This window comes from Ruegeria sp. C6 (assembly GCF_056537625.1).
In genome coordinates this window covers 127,217-143,450 of the sequence record NZ_JBQFRW010000002.1, presented here as the reverse complement: position 1 = coordinate 143,450, position 16,234 = coordinate 127,217, and the positions used below count along the sequence as shown (strand labels likewise).

Here is a 16,234-nt window from a genome sequence, read left to right as displayed (position 1 = left end):
GTTGGTGATGATCAGACAGGAGAGATACCGGTTTAGGGGGCGAGTCGCGATGCACCAAGCTTTGGCCCGCCTTGCCTTCTAGATCAAGCACCCGTGCGGATTTGCGTGACCATTTCGGCGGACACCTCTGCACCGCTCTCCAGTTTCAGGATGATGCCACCTTCACTGACCTGTGCCTCTACCACCCGACCGAAGGCAGATGCGGGCGTGCTGGTTAGTAACTCACCTCTTTTGAAGCTCTCCAATGTGGCTGAGTAACTGCCAGCGGGAAAGGGATCACCGGCACTGCTGACCCCGGCCCACTCGAATTCGGCCTTATCGGTAGGCACAGGGATGCGATCGACAATGGTGCCCTGGTCGTTGCGGATGACCAACTCGGCCCGGTCGGCAGTGGGTTCGGCCTGAGCAAAAATCGGAACAGGCTGATTTACAAAGCGAAACGGTGCATCGGTTTTGACATTCATCCCAACCCAGCCGGTGAGCTGATTAAGATCGACTGCCCCCATTGTCAGCGCGAGACCAGACAGAAGCTCATTGGCTTTGACTTGTTGTTCGACCATCGAGAACTGCGCCAGCTGAGAGGCATATTCGGAGGAATCCAGAGGTTCAAGCGGATCCTGATTGCGCGCCTGCACGGTCAGCATGCGCAGAAAGGTCTCGAAATCTGACGTCAGTGCCGAGCGTTCCGAATTGTTGTTTGCGCCGGGATTTGCACCCGTTGCGGTCACTGAATTGGTCGCTGAAATCATCAATTAAAGCCTCATATCAAGGCCCCTTTCAGGGCCAGCCGAAAGTGTGGGTGCCTTATGGTCCGCGTCGCGAACCATTTCGACCGTTTCTGAGGAAGGGCCAGGCTCTGATGGGTCACCATGCTGGGACGAGTCCCCGGACATGCTAAGGTCAAGCGACAGATCCCCATAACCCAGCTTTTCGAACTCAGCCGACAGGATCGCAATGTGTCGCCGCATCAGGTCCAGTGTTTCAGGCCGTTCGGCCGCGATCGATAGATGAAACCCGTCTTCTCGACCGTTGAGCGAGATTGATACGCGCCCAAGCTCTTCGGGGTTCAGGGCTATTTCAACGCCACCGGTATTTGGTCGGGTCGAAATCGAAGCGGCCAGTTGCCCCGCAATCGTGCGTGCCGTTTCCGCGCGGGCTGCGGCGATGGGCATCGCTTGCGTCGTGTCGCGTATCGTGTGGCCCACCGCTGTGTCTTTGACAGCAAAGAGGTCATCAACTTCCGCGCTGATCGCCGTTTCAGCAATAGCATCGCCCGGAGCCCGGTCGAGATTCCAAGCTGTTGTCTGCGGTTTCAAGGCGGCAGAAATGACAGTTTGCCGGGTTATTCGAGCCTCTACAGGCTCAACTGCGCGTGCGACGAGTGGCACCTCTGGTTCGGGACTTGGCGGTTCCAGTTTCGAAAACGTATCCCCCAAAAAGCTAGCATTTAGCGCGTGTGAGGCCGGCCTATGGTGTAGATATCCATTTCCGCTAACATCAGGGATCGGAACTTGGGTTGGCGCTCGAAGCACGTTTGCGTCAGGCCTTGGGGCAGCCGCTTCGGGCGAGCCTGCATTTTGTCTTAGCGTTGAGTTTTCAGAGGCCAACTGCGAAATTTGCTGTACCGGGCTGGGCGGAGCGGCAACATGGTTCGTCTCACCGACGGCAAAATCTGCGTGGTGTTTCGGCGCATTTGCGACCTCTTGCGCAGCCACCTGCAGTTGGGCGGGCTCTAGTTCGTCGGTTTTGATTGTCTCAGTTGAATCTGCCGTAGAAACAGATGGAATTTCTGATTGTTTGGGTGGCAGGTTTGAATCAGCCACAAACGGATCTACATCCTTCAACTCGATTTGTTCGACATCCTCATTGAGCACTTCCTCAAAGGCAAACCCACCTTTGGTATCACGCTCTTTACCCTGAGATGCCCCCGGTTTGTCACCCGTGGCAGATGCAGGCGACATGATCGTCAGCGGGTTGGTCATTTTTCGCTCCGGGGTTTCTTTGATCTGGCCGGCACTGTGCCCACAGGAAGTTACGTTTATTTTAACCGCTTTCCCCTTTGATCGAGAAAGTTCATAGCAATTTTCGGAGAATCCGATGACGATTACATCTACCAGTGCGACCATGCATTCCGCCCAGATTCCACAGAAGCTGAAAGCCGCCTCTGTTGAGCTGGAAGCCGCTTTTCTGGCTGAAATGCTCAAATCAGCAGGACTCGGCCAAGCACGAAGTTCCTTTGGCGGTGGCGCAGGCGAAGATCAGTTTGCTTCGTTTCTGGTGCAACAGCAGGCACAGCAAATGGCAAAGGCGGGTGGAATCGGCCTTTCGGAAATTTTGTTCAATGCAATGATGGAGAAGTCCGATGGATAAAGATCCGATTCAGGCACTGGAAGACCTTTTGGATCTGGAGCGCACAGCCCTGGTTCAGGGGGATTTGACCGATCTGGATCGATTGGTGCCTGAAAAAGAGAATCTGATCGATGCAATAAATGATCTGCAGGTGTTGGAAAGCGATGATCTGATCCGGATCCAGACGAAGGTCGTGCGCAATCAAGCCCTTTTGAATAGTGCGGCCGAGGGTATTCGGGCTGTGGCGGACCGAATGGCGGAACTGAAACAGGTCCGGCAGGAGTTCAGTACTTATGACGCCTCGGGGCAGCGTAGTGGGTTTGCCTTGCGATCGCGGGCAAAGCTGGAAAAACGGGCATAGCATCAGGTTTGATTCAAATTCGAGATATCGGATTTGCCCGTCTTAGCACTCCGTTAGGAGATCGGGGGCAAATGTGGCGATGCACCTGAAACAACGGGTGGCGCGAAGGCCACAAGGCACGACGCACAGGTCAGAACGACAGAATGCCTGCCGGTTTGGTGGGTCCAACATGGGCGTCAAACGCGCCCGAACGCTAAGAGGATGACAAATATGTCCAGCATTCTGACGAACAATGGCGCAATGGTTGCGCTGCAAACTCTCAAATCGGTCAACAAGAACCTCGCACAGACGCAAAACGCGATCTCGACCGGCAAGGATGTGGCTACAGCCAAGGATAACTCGGCTGTCTGGGCCATCTCAAAGGTGATGGAATCAGACGTCAACGGCTTCAATGCGATCAAGGACAGCCTGGCCTTGGGTGAATCCACTGTCGCAGTTGCTCGAAACGCCTCAGAAACTGTGACGGATCTGCTGAACCAGATGAAAGGCAAGATCGTTGCGGCGCAAGAAGACAACGTTGATCGTGCTAAGATCAACACCGATGTGGCCGCGCTTAGGGATCAGATCGAATCGGTTGTCGGCGCTGCCCAGTTCAATGGCCTCAATCTGGTGAACGGTGGGGCTGGCGCAAGCATTCTGTCCTCTTTGGATCGAGACAATGCAGGCAACGTGACAGCGTCTTCCATTAGCGTATCGGCGCAAAACCTGTCGACAGGTGGTTACACTGCTGCCGACGTGTTCACTGGAACTGACGGGGTCACTGCGGATACGGCCGACGCATTCGGATTTTCGTTGGATGGAAACGGCGGAAGCGATGATGATGGAAGCATCGTGATCGCTGATCCGGGCACATTGTCCGCTGGCGATACTTTCACGGTCCGACTGGGCGACGATGTCGCGTCTTATACAGTCCGGGCTGAGGATATCGCCGCAGGCAACGCGCCCGAAGAGATCATCGCTGCGGGGCTAAAAGCTGCCATCGAAGCTTCGGATGCAAATGTTTCGGTCGTCTATGATCCGGGTACGAATGCTGCGCAACTCGATATCACCAACGAAGGGTCGGATTCGCTGCAGATCAGCGGTCAATATGCCAATGCGAACTCTGGCGGTCTAGGCGCTCTGGCCTCGATTGATGTGTCGACTTCTGCCGGCGCATCCGCAGCGCTTGGCGCGATCGAAGGCCTCATCGATACTGCGATTGATGCCTCGGCGGCTTTTGGTTCGGCGCAGGGTCGGATCGAGACCCAGAAAGAGTTCATCTCGAACCTGTCTGACTCGTTCAAATCCGGTATCGGCTCGTTGGTTGACGCTGACATGGAAGAAACCTCGGCGCGACTACAAGCGTTGCAGGTCCAGCAACAGCTGGCAACCCAATCGCTATCGATCGCGAACCAGGCGCCACAGTCCATCCTGTCGCTGTTCCGTTAACTTTGGAACTGATCCGGGGCACGCACGCCGTGCCCCGGACTTGATCGCCCGTTGAAGGACAATTGGAAGGATTTCAAGTGACACCGCAAACGCTTGCTCACCGCGCTTATGCGCAATCTGCTGCACCGACGCGAACACCTCGGGATACAGAGTATGAGGCGATTTCCAGGATTACACATCGGTTGAAGGCTGCTTCCACGCGGAAAGCGGCTGATTTCGGAGGGTTCGTTCAAGCCTTGCACGAAAATCGCCGCCTGTGGACTGTGCTGGCAACCGATGTGGCGGATGCGGATAACGGGCTGCCGAGCAATCTGCGTGCGCGGATTTTCTATTTGGCTGAGTTTACCGAACAACACAGCAGCCAGGTGCTGGCGAACAAGGCGACCGTTGAGCCGCTGCTTGAGATCAACATGGCCGTGTTGCGCGGGCTACGTCAAATGAGGGGCAACTGATGGGAGGTCTGGTCCTGAAACTTGCCCCAAAGGAACGGGTTCTGATCAATGGTGTTGTAATCGAAAACGGGGATCGACGCAGTCGGTTTTCGATCATGACACCTCAGGCAAATGTCCTGCGCCTGCGCGATGCCATTCACCCGGAAGAGGTCAACACGCCGGTACGCCGTGTCTGCTATGCCGCGCAGTTGGTTCTGTCAGGCGATACCGAACCTGAGCAGGCGCGCCAGCAACTTCTGCGGCGCGTGGAAGAGCTGAGCCAGGTTTTCACGGATGCCGACAGTCGCCGGGTCCTGGCCAACGCAACTGAAGCATTGGTGGCAGAGCAATACTATAAGTGTTTAAAGGCCTTGCGTTCACTGTTGCCGCGCGAAGAACGTCTGATGGCGTATCAGCAGTGACCTTCCTGCCGGTCATACCTTCAGGTGGTCTGGTTGGCTGGCGCTTTTTGCAGCGTACCTATGATGCGCAGCTTCAAAGCTATTCTGCCTCGGGGATCAATGAACGGGACTCAAGGTATTTTCTAGACAATATCGGCAAGGTCCAGACGGCCGAGGATCTGGTTTCGGACCGACGGTTGTTGCAGGTGGCATTGGGTGCGTTTGGCTTGGAAAGTGATCTCGACAATCGGTATTTTGTCCAAAAAATCTTGTCCGATGGAACGCAGGCTGACGATGCGCTTGCGAACAGGCTGGCCGACGGCAGGTACCGTGATTTTGCCAATGCCTTTGGACTTGGTCCCGGCGATGTGCGCAAGACCGGATTGGTGGACGCCATGGAAAAGATCGCTGACGACAACTTGATTGCGCGATTTGAAATCTCGGTTGGTGAAGCAGATGAATCGATGCGTATCGCGTTGTACACCCAGCATGCATTGCGCGATCTGGCTGGCCAGGGTGGCAGTGAGGACAGAAGGTGGTTTGATCTGATGGGGCTGCCTCCCTTGCGCAATATGATGGAAACGGCATTGGGGCTGCCTGCAGCATTTGCGCAACTGGATATCGACAAGCAGCTTGAGGTTTTCAAAGATCGATTGCAGCGTATTACGGGTTCATCCGATCTGGCGCAGTTCACTGAAAGTGAGGCAATCGAAAAGCTGACCGACACGTATCTGGCCCGCAATCAGATCAATCAAATCCAACAGACGATCTCACCTACGCAGACGGCTCTGATCCTGCTGGGCGGTGGTTTTTGAACCATTGATGTCAACTAGACACGGTGTGTACGGTATCTCGCGCAAGGCCATAGGTTGACCGATCCGAGATAGTGGGTGGCACAATTTGAGGTTCAACTCTTGCGAAGTGAACTGCCAAATCAGGCATCGGCTGAGGTTTGCAGGGCAAATGATTTGATCGGTTGCGAGACGTTGTGCAGCTTGATCGCCCCTAAAGGGATCGCCTGTTTGCAAACAGGTTCGATATCTTGCGAGACAACAATTCTATGTCCGACGGTTTTGCCATATTCGCCCAATCTGGCAGCGACATTGGCGGCCTGACCGATCACGGTAAAGTCCAACCGTTCGCGTGAGCCCACATTGCCATAGGTGACGCGGCCATAGGCGACACCAATCGAGCAGTCGAAATCATGATCACTTCCGTCACTGCGCAATTCACCCAGTTTTTCGACGATCTCAGTTGCCGAAAGCTGCGCGCTGGATCGGGCTTTGGCGGCATCGTCACCCGCCGGGAAGACGGCAAGAACAGCGTCGCCGATGAATTTCAGAACTTCTCCGTCATGGTCGTGCACGATCCCTGAAACTGTCTCAAAAAACGCATTCAGTAGCTCGATATAGTCATCACGCCCCAGTTTTTCTTCCAATGCGGTTGAATTTCGAAGATCGCAAAACATGATCGCCGCATCTATGTCATCGCCATCACCGCGGCGAATCTCGCCCCCCAGAACGCGCGCACCGCTGCGCTTGCCTACATAGGTTTCCAGCAGAACCTGCGCGTTTTCGCGCTGCATGAAGACCTCGTAGAACCGCGCGATGACAGTAGAGCATTCAAAAACCAGACCCAGGTTCTCGGTCGTGAACCCATCGGGATGATCGCAAGTCAGGGTCAGGACATTCGTCCGCCCATCCGAGAAAGGCAGTGGCATGGCAACGTAATCGGTGGCCCCTTTTGCGCGCAGGTCTTCGATGATCGGAAAGCTGTTATGCGGATTGTCGTTGTTCAGGCGCTGGCGGACACCACCCAACCCGTTTGAAACGTGACGCAGAGGGCTATTGGTAAAGGCAGGGTGATCATGAATTTCATAGGTCGGAGTGTGGGTCGAAATCTCAGCCGAGTCTTTCTCCCAGATATAGTGTTTGCCTGCGATCAGCGGATGCAGCGACCAGACCAGAATGCTTAGGCGTTGAATAGCGATGCCATGTTCCAGCATTTTCTCGGCCAGCGTTTTTGTAAAGGCATCAGGAGTGTTAATTTCGGACGCACCGCGCATCAGCCAATCGATCAGGGGGCCGCTGATATTGCCATCGTCGGGTTGACGCAGTTGGTTGTCGCCGAGGTCGATCCGCGTCGCGGTATCCGGCATGAATCCAATATGGCCCTGAATGGCCGCGCTTTCAGGGAAGGCGTCTTCATAAGCCCAAATCGAGTTCGTAAGGCGCTCTTCCGGTAGGCTAATGTCGTGATAGGTTGCGGTACCCTTGAAGGGGCAGAACGTCTGCAATTCGGTCTCAGGGCTGAGTTCGACGCACAGGTCTTCGCGCGGAACATAGATCGCGGGAGGTAGCCGCGTTTCGTACATCACTTTGGCGTTGTGGCTTTCGGCCAGCAGTATATCACCACGGTAGATCGCGATCCGTCCCTGCAGCGGCTCAACTGATATCCCATAGCCTTTGACATTCGGTGTGGCATGGACGTTCATCTGCAACCTCCCTTGGCCAAGCCCTTATATCATGGGTCTTGAGGGCGAGAATTCCAAGATGCGCACGTAGATTTTACCGCAATGGCATCCTCAGACCATTTGAATAACGTCTTTCTCAATCGATAGCATATAGCCCTTCTTGGCGATGTTCTTCACCAGCAGCTCACTGACCATCTGATTTCCCAAGGCGTCGCGCAGGCGTTTGATCCGGGTTGCCCCGGCGGCCTCATCGCAATCTGCAGCGTTTCTGCCCGAGATCATCGCTTCGATCTGGGCACCCGACAGGACCTCGTCATCCAGCCTTGATTCAGCCAGAACCGAAAGCGTTTCCATCGCGGCGGGGGTCAACTTAAAATCCATGTTGTTGAGATAAACGGTATTCTCTTCACGGCTGATCAGCAGGGATGTTACCTGGATCCCCGTCCGCTCAATCTGGGCCATGCGGCGGTTCAGCAGAACCAGCATGACCAGAAAAACAAGCGCGGTGATCAGCATGGCGCTGGCAAAGACCAACAGCACGAAGATGACCATTCGATAGCTGGATAGCGTATCGGCAAAGGCGGTGCCCGATTGCGCCAGAATCTCGAGCAGACGGATTTCCGATTGCGAGGTCAGGTCAGCCTCGACAAACAGCCGTTCAACCCGCGCGTTGAAGGCATTTGCGTCCGGTAGCGTCCAGAACAGGAAAACCGCTGCAGTCACCAGGATCGCGACGATTGCCGCAATCCCCAGACCAACCAGCCGAACCCCCGAACGACGCGCCTCAGTAACGGAGATAGTATTTTCCGGCATTGGCCTTCCTTTGATCCAATCCACCCGCCTCGAAAACGGTCATCACGTTCAGCAGGGTCCAGCCGTTTGATTTCAGCCGCTTGGCGACTTCTTTCCGGGCGGAGCCTTTATCGCAGCTTGAGACCTGCATGACGCCATAGTGCAGGCGTAAGGGATTGTCCTGCTTGGCCTTGTAGTCGGCATAGCAATCTGCCGCGATGGCTTGCGACCCAACCGATATCAGGGCCGTCAGAGCCAGAGAAGAGAGGATCTGTTTCATGGGCTGCATCCTGCGCATGGGTTGGGTGGATATTCAATAACCTCAGGGGGTTTGTGGTGCTGATATTGAATAACAGTATGCCGTTATTGCTTGTCTGAACGGGGTGGTCGCAGTGTCAGGTTATCAATTTCGCGGTCGGTAACCGGCCTGCCCATTATCCGAAAGGACACGCATCATGCACCGGAAATTTATCGCTCTGATCATAGCAACCGCCGTCGCCATCACGGGGATCTCGGCGTCGCAGGCACGGGCGGCAGATACCCGAGATATTCTCGGCGGATTGGCTGCGATCGCGCTCATAGGTGCTGCGATCAACCACTATCATCAGGAGAAAAAGCGCGACGAAGAGGCAGAGCGCCGCAAGCGTCACAAGCAGGCCGCAGCCAAGGCGAAGAAGGCCAAGAAAAAACATGCTGTACGCCCGTTACCAAAGCGCGTGGCCCGTTATGACCTACCACAGCGTTGCCTGCGCACGTTCAATGCCTATTCGAACAAGCGTCCGCTGCTTGGGCCGAATTGCCTGAAGAAGTACTATAAACATGCCGATAGCCTGCCACACCAATGCAAGGTTGGTTTCTGGAATGGTAAAAAGGTAAAACGGGCATACGAACCCGCCTGCCTGCGCCAGAAAGGATACCGTGTCGTTTACCAGTGACAGGTTTCGAGCAGGAGTGGCGCCATAGAAGCGCCGCGCGGGAGAGGGTGGCGCAAGCTGCCCTCTCTTTTTTCTTGCGAAGCGCTACGAAACGCGATTTGCCAAGGGTATGACGACACCTGATTATGAACTCGAACGGGCTTTGCTGGCACGCGGATATACCCGAATTGCCGGGGTGGATGAGGTTGGGCGCGGTCCGCTGGCCGGCCCGGTTGTAGCCGCAGCGGTTATTTTGAACCCGGATGACATTCCCGCTGGGTTGAACGATTCAAAAAAACTGACGGCCAAGCGTCGCGGCGGTTTGGATGAGATATTGCGCGACCGGGCAGAGGTCGCGGTGGCCGAAGCCACGGTTGCAGAGATCGATGAGCATAACATCCTGCGCGCCTCGCATCTGGCGATGGTACGCGCGGTAGCTGCGCTGGACCCGGCTCCGGATTTCTTGCTGATTGATGGCAACATGATCCCGCGCGGTATGAAATTACCCTCGCAGGCGGTGGTGAAGGGCGACGCACGGTCGGTGTCGATTTCGGCAGCGTCGATCATTGCAAAAATCTGGCGTGATCAGCTGATGGTGGATTTGGCGCAACAGCATCCCGGCTATGGGTGGGAGGCGAATGCCGGATATCCGACAAAACAGCACCGTGAGGCGTTGCAAAATCTTGGCGTGACCCCACACCATAGACGTTCGTTCAAACCGGTCCACAATATCTTGTATCAAGAGTAAATCGTAAGTCGCTGATTCAAAAAAGAAATTGACGGCGAATCATCTTTGACTCATCCTTGTCTCAACCAAATGAGCGCAAAAGCGCCGTGGAACTGAGGCAGTGATATGACCACAATCAAGACAAAGGGCGCAGCCGCGCTCCCTTTAAACACGATTCTATCCGGTGACTGCATCGAGGCGATGAACAGTCTGCCCGAGGCGTCGATTGACCTGATTTTTGCGGACCCCCCGTATAATTTACAGTTGAAAGGTCAATTGCACAGGCCCGATAATTCTCAGGTCGATGCGGTCGATGATCACTGGGATCAGTTCAGCAGCTTTGGGGCTTATGACCAGTTCACGCGGGAATGGTTGAAGGCTGCGCATCGTCTGCTGAAGCCCAATGGTGCGATCTGGGTGATTGGGTCTTATCACAACATTTTCCGCGTGGGTTCCGCCCTGCAGGATGCGGGCTATTGGATTCTGAACGACGTTGTGTGGCGTAAGTCCAACCCGATGCCAAACTTCCGTGGCAAGCGATTTACCAACGCACATGAGACAATGATCTGGGCGTCCAAGCGTGAGGGGGCCAAGTACACTTTTAACTACGAAGCACTGAAAGCGCTGAACGAAGGCGTGCAGATGCGCAGCGATTGGGTACTGCCGATCTGCACCGGGCATGAACGGCTCAAGGACGAAAACGGCGACAAGGCGCATCCGACACAGAAACCGGAATCACTGCTGCATCGTGTCCTGATTGGCTCGACCAATCCCGGTGACGTGGTGCTGGATCCGTTCTTTGGCACGGGCACCACAGGTGCTGTAGCGAAAATGCTGGGGCGTGAGTTCATTGGGATTGAGCGCGAAGAAAGTTATCGCAAGGTGGCTGAAAAGCGTATTTCAAAGGTCCGTAAGTTTGACCGCGAAGCGTTGGAAGTCAGCGCCAGCAAGCGTGCTGAGCCGCGCGTGCCCTTTGGCCAATTGGTCGAACGCGGCATGCTGCGCCCGGGTGAGGAACTGTATTCGATGAACCAACGCCATAAAGCCAAGGTCCGCGCCGATGGGACTCTGGTAGGGCAGAACGTCAAAGGTTCGATCCATCAGGTTGGCGCGCATCTGGAAAATGCTCCGTCTTGTAATGGCTGGACCTATTGGTGCTTCAAACGCGATGGCAAAACCGTGCCCATCGACGTGTTGCGTCAGCAGATCAGGGCCGAATTGCATAACTGAATACCGCCGGTGCCTGTGGCCTGACACAAGGCACTACGCCTTGCCCCGCCGTTACCGGCGGGGTCTTTTGTTTTTGCCTGTGAGATGATTGCATAGGGCAGCCCCTGACAGCCCTTGTGGGAGATAAAGGCAATGACCGAGACCACCGCCAGTCAATCCCGCCTCAGCCGGTTCTTTGTTACGCAACCGGACAACTTCGATCTGGACAACAAATATACCGAGGCAGCACTGGAACGACACAAGCGAGAGGGGCTTGAACTGGCTGTTCGTGCACGGTGGATCGCGATGGCGTTGACCGGGCTGTTGCTGATCTATCTGAATCCCCAGTGGGAGGTCCTATGGTACCATTTCATCCTGCTTCTGATCTGCGCCAATGGTTGGCTGATCCAACGCGCGGGTCGTGTGGGGCAATCCCGGACCGAGTTGCTTTTGATCTTCGTCGATCTGCTGATCATGACGCTGGGGATGATTGTGCCAAACCCGTTCAGCGACGATGTGCGACCACTGGCGATGCAGTATCGGTTCGACAATTTTCAATATTTCTTCATTATCCTAGCAGCAGGGACGCTTGCCTATTCCTGGCGCACTGTCATTGCGATCGGTTCGTGGACGGCGATGATGTGGACGGCTGGATGGGTGATCGCTTGGTGGGTCGCCACCCCGATCCCCGGGATTAGCGAGCGTGTGGCCGAGGCTTTGTCAGGCTACCCGGATGTGGCCGAGTTCATGGATCCCAACAGTTTCATGCCAACCCTACGCATCCAGCAGGTGATCGTTTTTGTCATGGTCGCAGTGACGCTTGGGGTGTCGATGCGCCGCCTCAATCGCTTGCTGATGTCCAATGCTGGGCTTGAACGTGAACGCGCGAATCTGTCTCGATACTTTTCGCCGAATGTGGTGGATGAGCTGAGCCAGAACGACGAACCTCTGAAGCAGGTCCGCAAAGAGGATATCGCGGTTCTATTTATCGACATCGTTGGCTTCACCAAGTTCTCGGCTGGCCGTGATCCATATGAGGTTATTGAAGTTTTGCGTGGTTTCCACGCCCGAATGGAGACCGAGGTGTTTCGCCATCACGGAACACTCGACAAATACTTGGGCGATGGGCTGATGGCCACGTTTGGAACCCCCGTACCCGGAGAGCTGGATGCAAGCAATGCGCTGGCATGCGCGCGGTCCATGGTCGAGATGATCGACCGTTGGAATTTGGAGCGCAAGCGCGCGGGTGAGCCAGAGATTCGGATCGGGGTCGGGGTTCATTATGGCTCGGTCGTACTGGGGGATATCGGTGCAAACCGGCTGGAATTTGCAGTGATCGGCGATGCGGTGAATGTTGCTGCGAAGCTAGAGGCCCTGACGCGCGATTTTCAAGCGCGCATCATTGTCAGTGATGCATTGCGGTCTCAGGCCCTTAGCGAGACGCCAAATGCGCAAGACATGATGACCGGGTTTGCACAGCACTCGGACCAGCCTGTTCGCGGTGTTACAGCCCCGATGGATGTCTGGGTGCTGTAGCAACCAGGGCTCCCGCCTGTCAGCACCGGATCAAAGATGTGATCCTTCCCGTTGGGCCGGGCAGCGCGCTGGTGCGCGCTGCAGTCAGGTGCGAGGGGCACGGTTGTGCGCTTTGTTGTAAGGCTTCCAGTTGGTGATTTCGGGATAGTATTGACGCCGCCAAGCGCGGACCCTCGGATTCATGATACGCCGCCACAAGGGCGGGATCATCGCGGCAAGGGTCATGACCGGATATCCATGAGGCAGTTGCGGCGCTGCGTCCTGCGTATGGTGTTGCAGCAATGGAAAGCGCCGGTTTGGCTTGTAGTGGTGGTCCGAGTGGCGTTGCAAGTTTATCAACAACCAATTCGAGGCCTTTTGTGACGCGTTCCAGGAATGGCGCGGGTGCACATGCTCATATTTGCCATCGCCCAGATATTTGCGCGTCAGCCCGTAGTGCTCGACATAGTTAACAAGTTCAAGCTGCCAGATCGCGGTGCCGGCCTGTACCAAAAACAGGCCTAGCCCTGCCCATCCGCCGATCAGAAATGCTAGCAGCAGCATGGCTCCTTGAAGGCTCCAATAGCGCCAGAACGGGTTTGCCGGGTCGGTCCACGGGCGGTCTTTGCGGGCCAGTTTTTCCCGCTCGGCGCGAAAGGCTGAGATGAGGCTTTGGCGCAGAACGCGCGGATAGAACCGGTGGAAACCTTCGTTGTAGCGCGCGGTTACCGGATCGCGCGGAGTTCCGACGTAGCGGTGGTGAACCAGCAGGTGCTCGGACCGGAAATGGGAATAAAGGACCATCGACAACAGGAAATCGCCCAGCCAGCGTTCCAGTTTGCCTTTCTGATGCATCAGCTCGTGGCTGTAGTTGATCCCGATCGTTCCGGAAAGGACGCCCATGCCGAAGAACACGCCGATTTTTTCGACCGAGCTTATATCTACGGCTCGGGTAGTGTACCAGATCAGCCCATAGAGCGTGAGGAATTGCACAGGTGCCCAGGCTTTGGTCAGCCAGATATACCATTGCAGCCCCGCATCTGGCGTGTCCGGGTCGGCGTTTTCAAGGTTTAGGCCGGTCAGCCGGTCAAGCACCGCAAAGACCCACCATGTCGAAAGCGGTACAAGCAGGACCCACCATCCGCCTGCCGTAGTGGTCATCCAGATCAGTGGGATCAGGAGATATGAGACCCAAAAGGGAAGGGCGGATTGCCAGCGAGACAGTGTGTCAGATGCGATCATGTTGAGGCTCCGAAACGTTGGCGACACCGTAGACCGCGCACTGGGCTTTGCCCAGCGGTCTATTGGCCGCGCCAGAGGTCAAAAGCCTTGCGCATAACCGTGGGCAGATCGCTGGGCCTGAATTGGTGTTTGTCCATGACTGTCAGACCGTTCGGATTGCAACCGTCTGGCAATTCGGTTGTCCAAATACGCAGGATCAGGTGAAAGTGGGTGAAGGTGTGTCTCACTTCACCGGGGATTTCGTGCCATCGCGCCGGGAACGGAGGGCTTTCCAGCGGTGTTTCGGACCAGTCCGAGCCGGGCCAGCCCAACATTCCGCCCAGCAGGCCCTTATCGGGGCGGCGTTCCAACAGCAGGGCACCATCGCCGCGTTGGGCGATGTAGATGTGGCCCAGCCGGGTGGGTTTGGGCTTCCTGGGCGTTTTTTGCGGCAGTTCCACCTGCGTCCTCGCCTTCCGCGCCAGACAGGCCGCATGCAGGGGGCAAATACCGCAAGTCGGAGATTTTGGAGTACAGATCGTTGCACCCAAATCCATGACAGCCTGCGCGTAATCTCCGGGCCGGTGCTGCGGGGTCAATGCCGCGGCTTTTTTCTTTAACAGGGGTTTTGAGGCGGGCAGGGGTTCGTGAATATCATAGAGCCTTGCCATGACCCGTTCGACATTGCCGTCCAGGACAGTTTCGGGTCGATCAAATGCGATGGCTGCTATGGCCGCCGCCGTATAGGGGCCAATGCCCGGCAGTTCCAGTAGTGCATCGTAATTGTTGGGAAACTGCCCGTCATGCGCGGACGCAACCACCCGCGCGCATTTCAGAAGGTTGCGGGCGCGGGCGTAATAGCCCAGGCCAGCCCATTCCCCCATGACCTGATCATCTTGCGCATTGGCAAGGGCTTCGACGGTTGGCCAGCGCGTGGTGAAACGAACAAAATAGTCGCGAACAGCGGCAACGGTCGTTTGTTGCAGCATCACTTCGGATAGCCAGACGCGGTAGGGGTCTGGTGCTAAGCCTGCGGCACGCGCTGCCGGGCCAATACGCCAAGGCATTTCACGTGCGTGGCGGTCGTACCAATCCAGCAGCGTATTGCTCAGGTCAGATTCGGTGCAGTCACGCAAGTTTTATGTAACTCTCTGTCGGGTTTCACTGGCGTCCGGGTATCAGCCTATTACAATAGCGGCGCAGGAGTTGGAAACCAGATGCAACGCAGACGTTCCTCGACCCGCGGGTTCAAGCGCACCGCCACTTTGCTGAACGACCGGATCAGGCAGGCCGGGGAAAGCCGGGGATTTGCCGTCTCGCGCCTTTTGACCCATTGGGCCGAGATTGTGGGCCAGGACATCGCGTCGATCGCCCGGCCGGTGAATGTGGGATACGCCAAGGGTGGCTTTGGCGCGACACTGACGGTGCTGACCACCGGGCCGCAGGCGCCAATGCTGGAGATGCAGAAAGAACAGCTGCGCGACAAAGTGAATGCGGTCTATGGTTACAACGCGATCAATCGGGTGCGTATCACCCAGACCGCGCCTACCGGATTTGCTGAGGGGCAGGCGAGTTTCGATCACAAACCGAAACAGACGAAACCGGTTGTTTCACCAGAAATCGCAGCTGAGGCCGACAATGTGTCGCGCGCGGTTGATGATGAAGATTTGCGCGCGGCCCTTGAACGTTTGGGCCGCAACGTTTTATCCAGACAGAAACGCTAAGAAAGGGCTGATGAATGAGCCGGATTGCAACCGTAATATGTGCGGCTGTCGCCGTGGCCGCTGGCGGCTATTGGCTGACAACGTCGAGTAACACGATCCCTTCGAACCCGCTTGTTGGTGCTGCTGAGGCGCAAGAGGCGGATTTGGACACCTCGACCATCGTCGAGATGGTGCAGGGGGCCGAAGACGCGCCAGTCGAGATCATCGAATATGCATCGTACACCTGCCCGCACTGCGCGAATTTCCATCAGGGCGCGTACAAGCAGCTCAAGAAGGACTTCATCGATACCGGCAAGGTAAAGTTCACTTACCGCGAGGTGTATTTCGACCGCTATGGCCTGTGGGCCTCGATGGTCGCGCGCTGTGCAGGACCTGACAAGTTCTTTGGCATCACCGACCTGCTGTATGAAGGCCAGTCGGAATGGACCCGTGCCGGAGGTCCTGCCGAAATCGTTGATGAACTGCGCAAGATCGGGCGTCTCGCTGGCATAGACAATGATCAGCTTGAGGCTTGCCTGCAGGACGGTACCCGCGCGCAGACACTGGTGGCCTGGTATCAGGAAAATGCCGAACGCGATGGAATTCAGGCGACGCCTACTTTCGTCGTGAATGGGAAGAAGGTTGAAAATCAGCCTTATGACGACTTCAAGACGCTGATCGAAGCCGAGCTTGGCAGCTAAATCCTGAAT

At 56.0% G+C, this 16,234-nt stretch carries 19 protein-coding genes; 12 read left to right on the top strand and 7 right to left on the bottom strand.

Features of this window, described 5'->3' with window-relative positions; translation table 11 throughout:
- Positions 1–83: 83 nt before the first annotated feature.
- Both ACR0MJ_RS08300 and ACR0MJ_RS08295 read right to left on the bottom strand, forming a co-directional pair.
- Positions 84–749 carry a flagellar hook capping FlgD N-terminal domain-containing protein gene (locus tag ACR0MJ_RS08300; RefSeq protein WP_170562275.1) on the bottom strand — a complete coding sequence of 222 codons (666 nt, stop codon included), beginning with the start codon at positions 747–749 and terminating at the stop codon, positions 84–86.
- A gap of 3 nt (positions 750–752) precedes the next feature.
- Complete coding sequence (locus ACR0MJ_RS08295; protein ID WP_480760493.1) at positions 753–1,982, bottom strand: flagellar hook-length control protein FliK; 1,230 nt, start codon at positions 1,980–1,982, stop codon at positions 753–755.
- A 115-nt stretch (positions 1,983–2,097) separates the two neighbouring features.
- On the opposite strand from ACR0MJ_RS08295, the gene ACR0MJ_RS08290 reads away from it, so the two are divergent.
- The 6 genes from ACR0MJ_RS08290 to ACR0MJ_RS08265 all read left to right on the top strand — a co-directional run bounded on the left by ACR0MJ_RS08290 (position 2,098) and on the right by ACR0MJ_RS08265 (position 5,785).
- Positions 2,098–2,370: a rod-binding protein gene (locus tag ACR0MJ_RS08290; protein ID WP_170398972.1), complete on the top strand. Its 273-nt coding sequence runs from the start codon at positions 2,098–2,100 to the stop codon at positions 2,368–2,370.
- Positions 2,363–2,710: a flagellar export chaperone FlgN gene (locus ACR0MJ_RS08285; RefSeq protein ID WP_170398969.1), complete on the top strand. Its 348-nt coding sequence runs from the start codon at positions 2,363–2,365 to the stop codon at positions 2,708–2,710. The genes ACR0MJ_RS08290 and ACR0MJ_RS08285 overlap by 8 nt, the downstream gene beginning before the upstream one ends.
- A gap of 210 nt (positions 2,711–2,920) precedes the next feature.
- Entirely contained in the window at positions 2,921–4,138 is a 1,218-nt protein-coding gene (locus ACR0MJ_RS08280; protein ID WP_170406757.1) for a flagellin N-terminal helical domain-containing protein, read from the top strand.
- Positions 4,139–4,215: 77 nt separating this feature from the next.
- Entirely contained in the window at positions 4,216–4,590 is a 375-nt protein-coding gene (gene flaF / locus ACR0MJ_RS08275; protein ID WP_170398962.1) for a flagellar biosynthesis regulator FlaF, read from the top strand.
- Positions 4,590–4,991 (top strand): flagellar biosynthesis repressor FlbT, encoded by a 402-nt coding sequence (gene flbT / locus ACR0MJ_RS08270; protein WP_170398959.1) that lies wholly within the window; start codon positions 4,590–4,592, stop codon positions 4,989–4,991. The genes flaF and flbT overlap by 1 nt, the downstream gene beginning before the upstream one ends.
- Positions 4,988–5,785: a DUF1217 domain-containing protein gene (locus ACR0MJ_RS08265; protein WP_480760491.1), complete on the top strand. Its 798-nt coding sequence runs from the start codon at positions 4,988–4,990 to the stop codon at positions 5,783–5,785. The genes flbT and ACR0MJ_RS08265 overlap by 4 nt, the downstream gene beginning before the upstream one ends.
- A gap of 119 nt (positions 5,786–5,904) precedes the next feature.
- Here the strand turns inward: ACR0MJ_RS08265 and ACR0MJ_RS08260 are convergent, their stop codons facing one another.
- The 3 genes from ACR0MJ_RS08260 to ACR0MJ_RS08250 all read right to left on the bottom strand — a co-directional run bounded on the left by ACR0MJ_RS08260 (position 5,905) and on the right by ACR0MJ_RS08250 (position 8,515).
- Complete coding sequence (locus tag ACR0MJ_RS08260; RefSeq protein WP_170398954.1) at positions 5,905–7,464, bottom strand: DUF427 domain-containing protein; 1,560 nt, start codon at positions 7,462–7,464, stop codon at positions 5,905–5,907.
- A gap of 90 nt (positions 7,465–7,554) precedes the next feature.
- The gene (locus ACR0MJ_RS08255) at positions 7,555–8,256 is read right to left on the bottom strand and encodes a winged helix-turn-helix domain-containing protein (RefSeq protein WP_170398951.1); all 702 of its coding nucleotides are present in this window, start codon (positions 8,254–8,256) and stop codon (positions 7,555–7,557) included.
- Positions 8,228–8,515, bottom strand: coding sequence for a hypothetical protein (locus tag ACR0MJ_RS08250; protein ID WP_170398948.1), 288 nt, complete (start codon positions 8,513–8,515; stop codon positions 8,228–8,230). The genes ACR0MJ_RS08255 and ACR0MJ_RS08250 overlap by 29 nt, the downstream gene beginning before the upstream one ends.
- A gap of 175 nt (positions 8,516–8,690) precedes the next feature.
- On the opposite strand from ACR0MJ_RS08250, the gene ACR0MJ_RS08245 reads away from it, so the two are divergent.
- From ACR0MJ_RS08245 to ACR0MJ_RS08230, 4 genes are all read left to right on the top strand, one after another.
- Complete coding sequence (locus tag ACR0MJ_RS08245) at positions 8,691–9,170, top strand: hypothetical protein (RefSeq protein WP_480760489.1); 480 nt, start codon at positions 8,691–8,693, stop codon at positions 9,168–9,170.
- 109 nt (positions 9,171–9,279) lie between these two features.
- A complete protein-coding gene (locus tag ACR0MJ_RS08240) occupies positions 9,280–9,897 on the top strand; it encodes a ribonuclease HII (RefSeq protein ID WP_170406743.1) in 618 nt (205 codons plus the stop codon).
- Between the two features lie 105 nt (positions 9,898–10,002).
- The gene (locus tag ACR0MJ_RS08235; RefSeq protein WP_170406740.1) at positions 10,003–11,106 is read left to right on the top strand and encodes a site-specific DNA-methyltransferase; all 1,104 of its coding nucleotides are present in this window, start codon (positions 10,003–10,005) and stop codon (positions 11,104–11,106) included.
- 132 nt (positions 11,107–11,238) lie between these two features.
- Positions 11,239–12,621 carry an adenylate/guanylate cyclase domain-containing protein gene (locus ACR0MJ_RS08230; protein WP_170398937.1) on the top strand — a complete coding sequence of 461 codons (1,383 nt, stop codon included), beginning with the start codon at positions 11,239–11,241 and terminating at the stop codon, positions 12,619–12,621.
- Between the two features lie 84 nt (positions 12,622–12,705).
- Here ACR0MJ_RS08230 and ACR0MJ_RS08225 read toward each other — a convergent pair whose 3' ends face one another.
- On the bottom strand, positions 12,706–13,842 hold the full coding sequence (locus ACR0MJ_RS08225) for an alkane 1-monooxygenase (RefSeq protein WP_480760487.1): 1,137 nt from the start codon (positions 13,840–13,842) through the stop codon (positions 12,706–12,708).
- Positions 13,843–13,901: 59 nt separating this feature from the next.
- The gene (mutY, locus tag ACR0MJ_RS08220) at positions 13,902–14,957 is read right to left on the bottom strand and encodes an A/G-specific adenine glycosylase (RefSeq protein WP_480760485.1); all 1,056 of its coding nucleotides are present in this window, start codon (positions 14,955–14,957) and stop codon (positions 13,902–13,904) included.
- 81 nt (positions 14,958–15,038) lie between these two features.
- Here mutY and ACR0MJ_RS08215 point away from each other — a divergent pair, with 81 nt between their 5' ends.
- Together ACR0MJ_RS08215 and ACR0MJ_RS08210 are read left to right on the top strand one after the other, a co-directional pair.
- Complete coding sequence (locus ACR0MJ_RS08215; protein WP_170398930.1) at positions 15,039–15,545, top strand: DUF721 domain-containing protein; 507 nt, start codon at positions 15,039–15,041, stop codon at positions 15,543–15,545.
- Between the two features lie 14 nt (positions 15,546–15,559).
- Positions 15,560–16,225 (top strand): DsbA family protein, encoded by a 666-nt coding sequence (locus ACR0MJ_RS08210; RefSeq protein WP_170406731.1) that lies wholly within the window; start codon positions 15,560–15,562, stop codon positions 16,223–16,225.
- Positions 16,226–16,234 lie beyond the last annotated feature (9 nt).

What these genes read in the sequence shown, in the direction of transcription:
- ACR0MJ_RS08240 (WP_170406743.1), top strand. Translation starts at nt 9,280, where the DNA reads ATGACGACACCTGATTATGAACTCGAACGGGCTTTGCTGGCACGCGGA.
- ACR0MJ_RS08290 (WP_170398972.1), top strand. Translation starts at nt 2,098, where the DNA reads ATGACGATTACATCTACCAGTGCGACCATGCATTCCGCCCAGATTCCA.
- ACR0MJ_RS08250 (WP_170398948.1), bottom strand. Translation starts at nt 8,515, where the DNA reads ATGAAACAGATCCTCTCTTCTCTGGCTCTGACGGCCCTGATATCGGTT.
- ACR0MJ_RS08295 (WP_480760493.1), bottom strand. Translation starts at nt 1,982, where the DNA reads ATGACCAACCCGCTGACGATCATGTCGCCTGCATCTGCCACGGGTGAC.
- ACR0MJ_RS08260 (WP_170398954.1), bottom strand. Translation starts at nt 7,464, where the DNA reads ATGAACGTCCATGCCACACCGAATGTCAAAGGCTATGGGATATCAGTT.
- flbT (WP_170398959.1), top strand. Translation starts at nt 4,590, where the DNA reads ATGGGAGGTCTGGTCCTGAAACTTGCCCCAAAGGAACGGGTTCTGATC.
- ACR0MJ_RS08245 (WP_480760489.1), top strand. Translation starts at nt 8,691, where the DNA reads ATGCACCGGAAATTTATCGCTCTGATCATAGCAACCGCCGTCGCCATC.
- ACR0MJ_RS08215 (WP_170398930.1), top strand. Translation starts at nt 15,039, where the DNA reads ATGCAACGCAGACGTTCCTCGACCCGCGGGTTCAAGCGCACCGCCACT.
- ACR0MJ_RS08255 (WP_170398951.1), bottom strand. Translation starts at nt 8,256, where the DNA reads ATGCCGGAAAATACTATCTCCGTTACTGAGGCGCGTCGTTCGGGGGTT.
- ACR0MJ_RS08210 (WP_170406731.1), top strand. Translation starts at nt 15,560, where the DNA reads ATGAGCCGGATTGCAACCGTAATATGTGCGGCTGTCGCCGTGGCCGCT.
- ACR0MJ_RS08300 (WP_170562275.1), bottom strand. Translation starts at nt 749, where the DNA reads ATGATTTCAGCGACCAATTCAGTGACCGCAACGGGTGCAAATCCCGGC.
- ACR0MJ_RS08225 (WP_480760487.1), bottom strand. Translation starts at nt 13,842, where the DNA reads ATGATCGCATCTGACACACTGTCTCGCTGGCAATCCGCCCTTCCCTTT.
- ACR0MJ_RS08285 (WP_170398969.1), top strand. Translation starts at nt 2,363, where the DNA reads ATGGATAAAGATCCGATTCAGGCACTGGAAGACCTTTTGGATCTGGAG.
- ACR0MJ_RS08230 (WP_170398937.1), top strand. Translation starts at nt 11,239, where the DNA reads ATGACCGAGACCACCGCCAGTCAATCCCGCCTCAGCCGGTTCTTTGTT.
- ACR0MJ_RS08280 (WP_170406757.1), top strand. Translation starts at nt 2,921, where the DNA reads ATGTCCAGCATTCTGACGAACAATGGCGCAATGGTTGCGCTGCAAACT.
- ACR0MJ_RS08235 (WP_170406740.1), top strand. Translation starts at nt 10,003, where the DNA reads ATGACCACAATCAAGACAAAGGGCGCAGCCGCGCTCCCTTTAAACACG.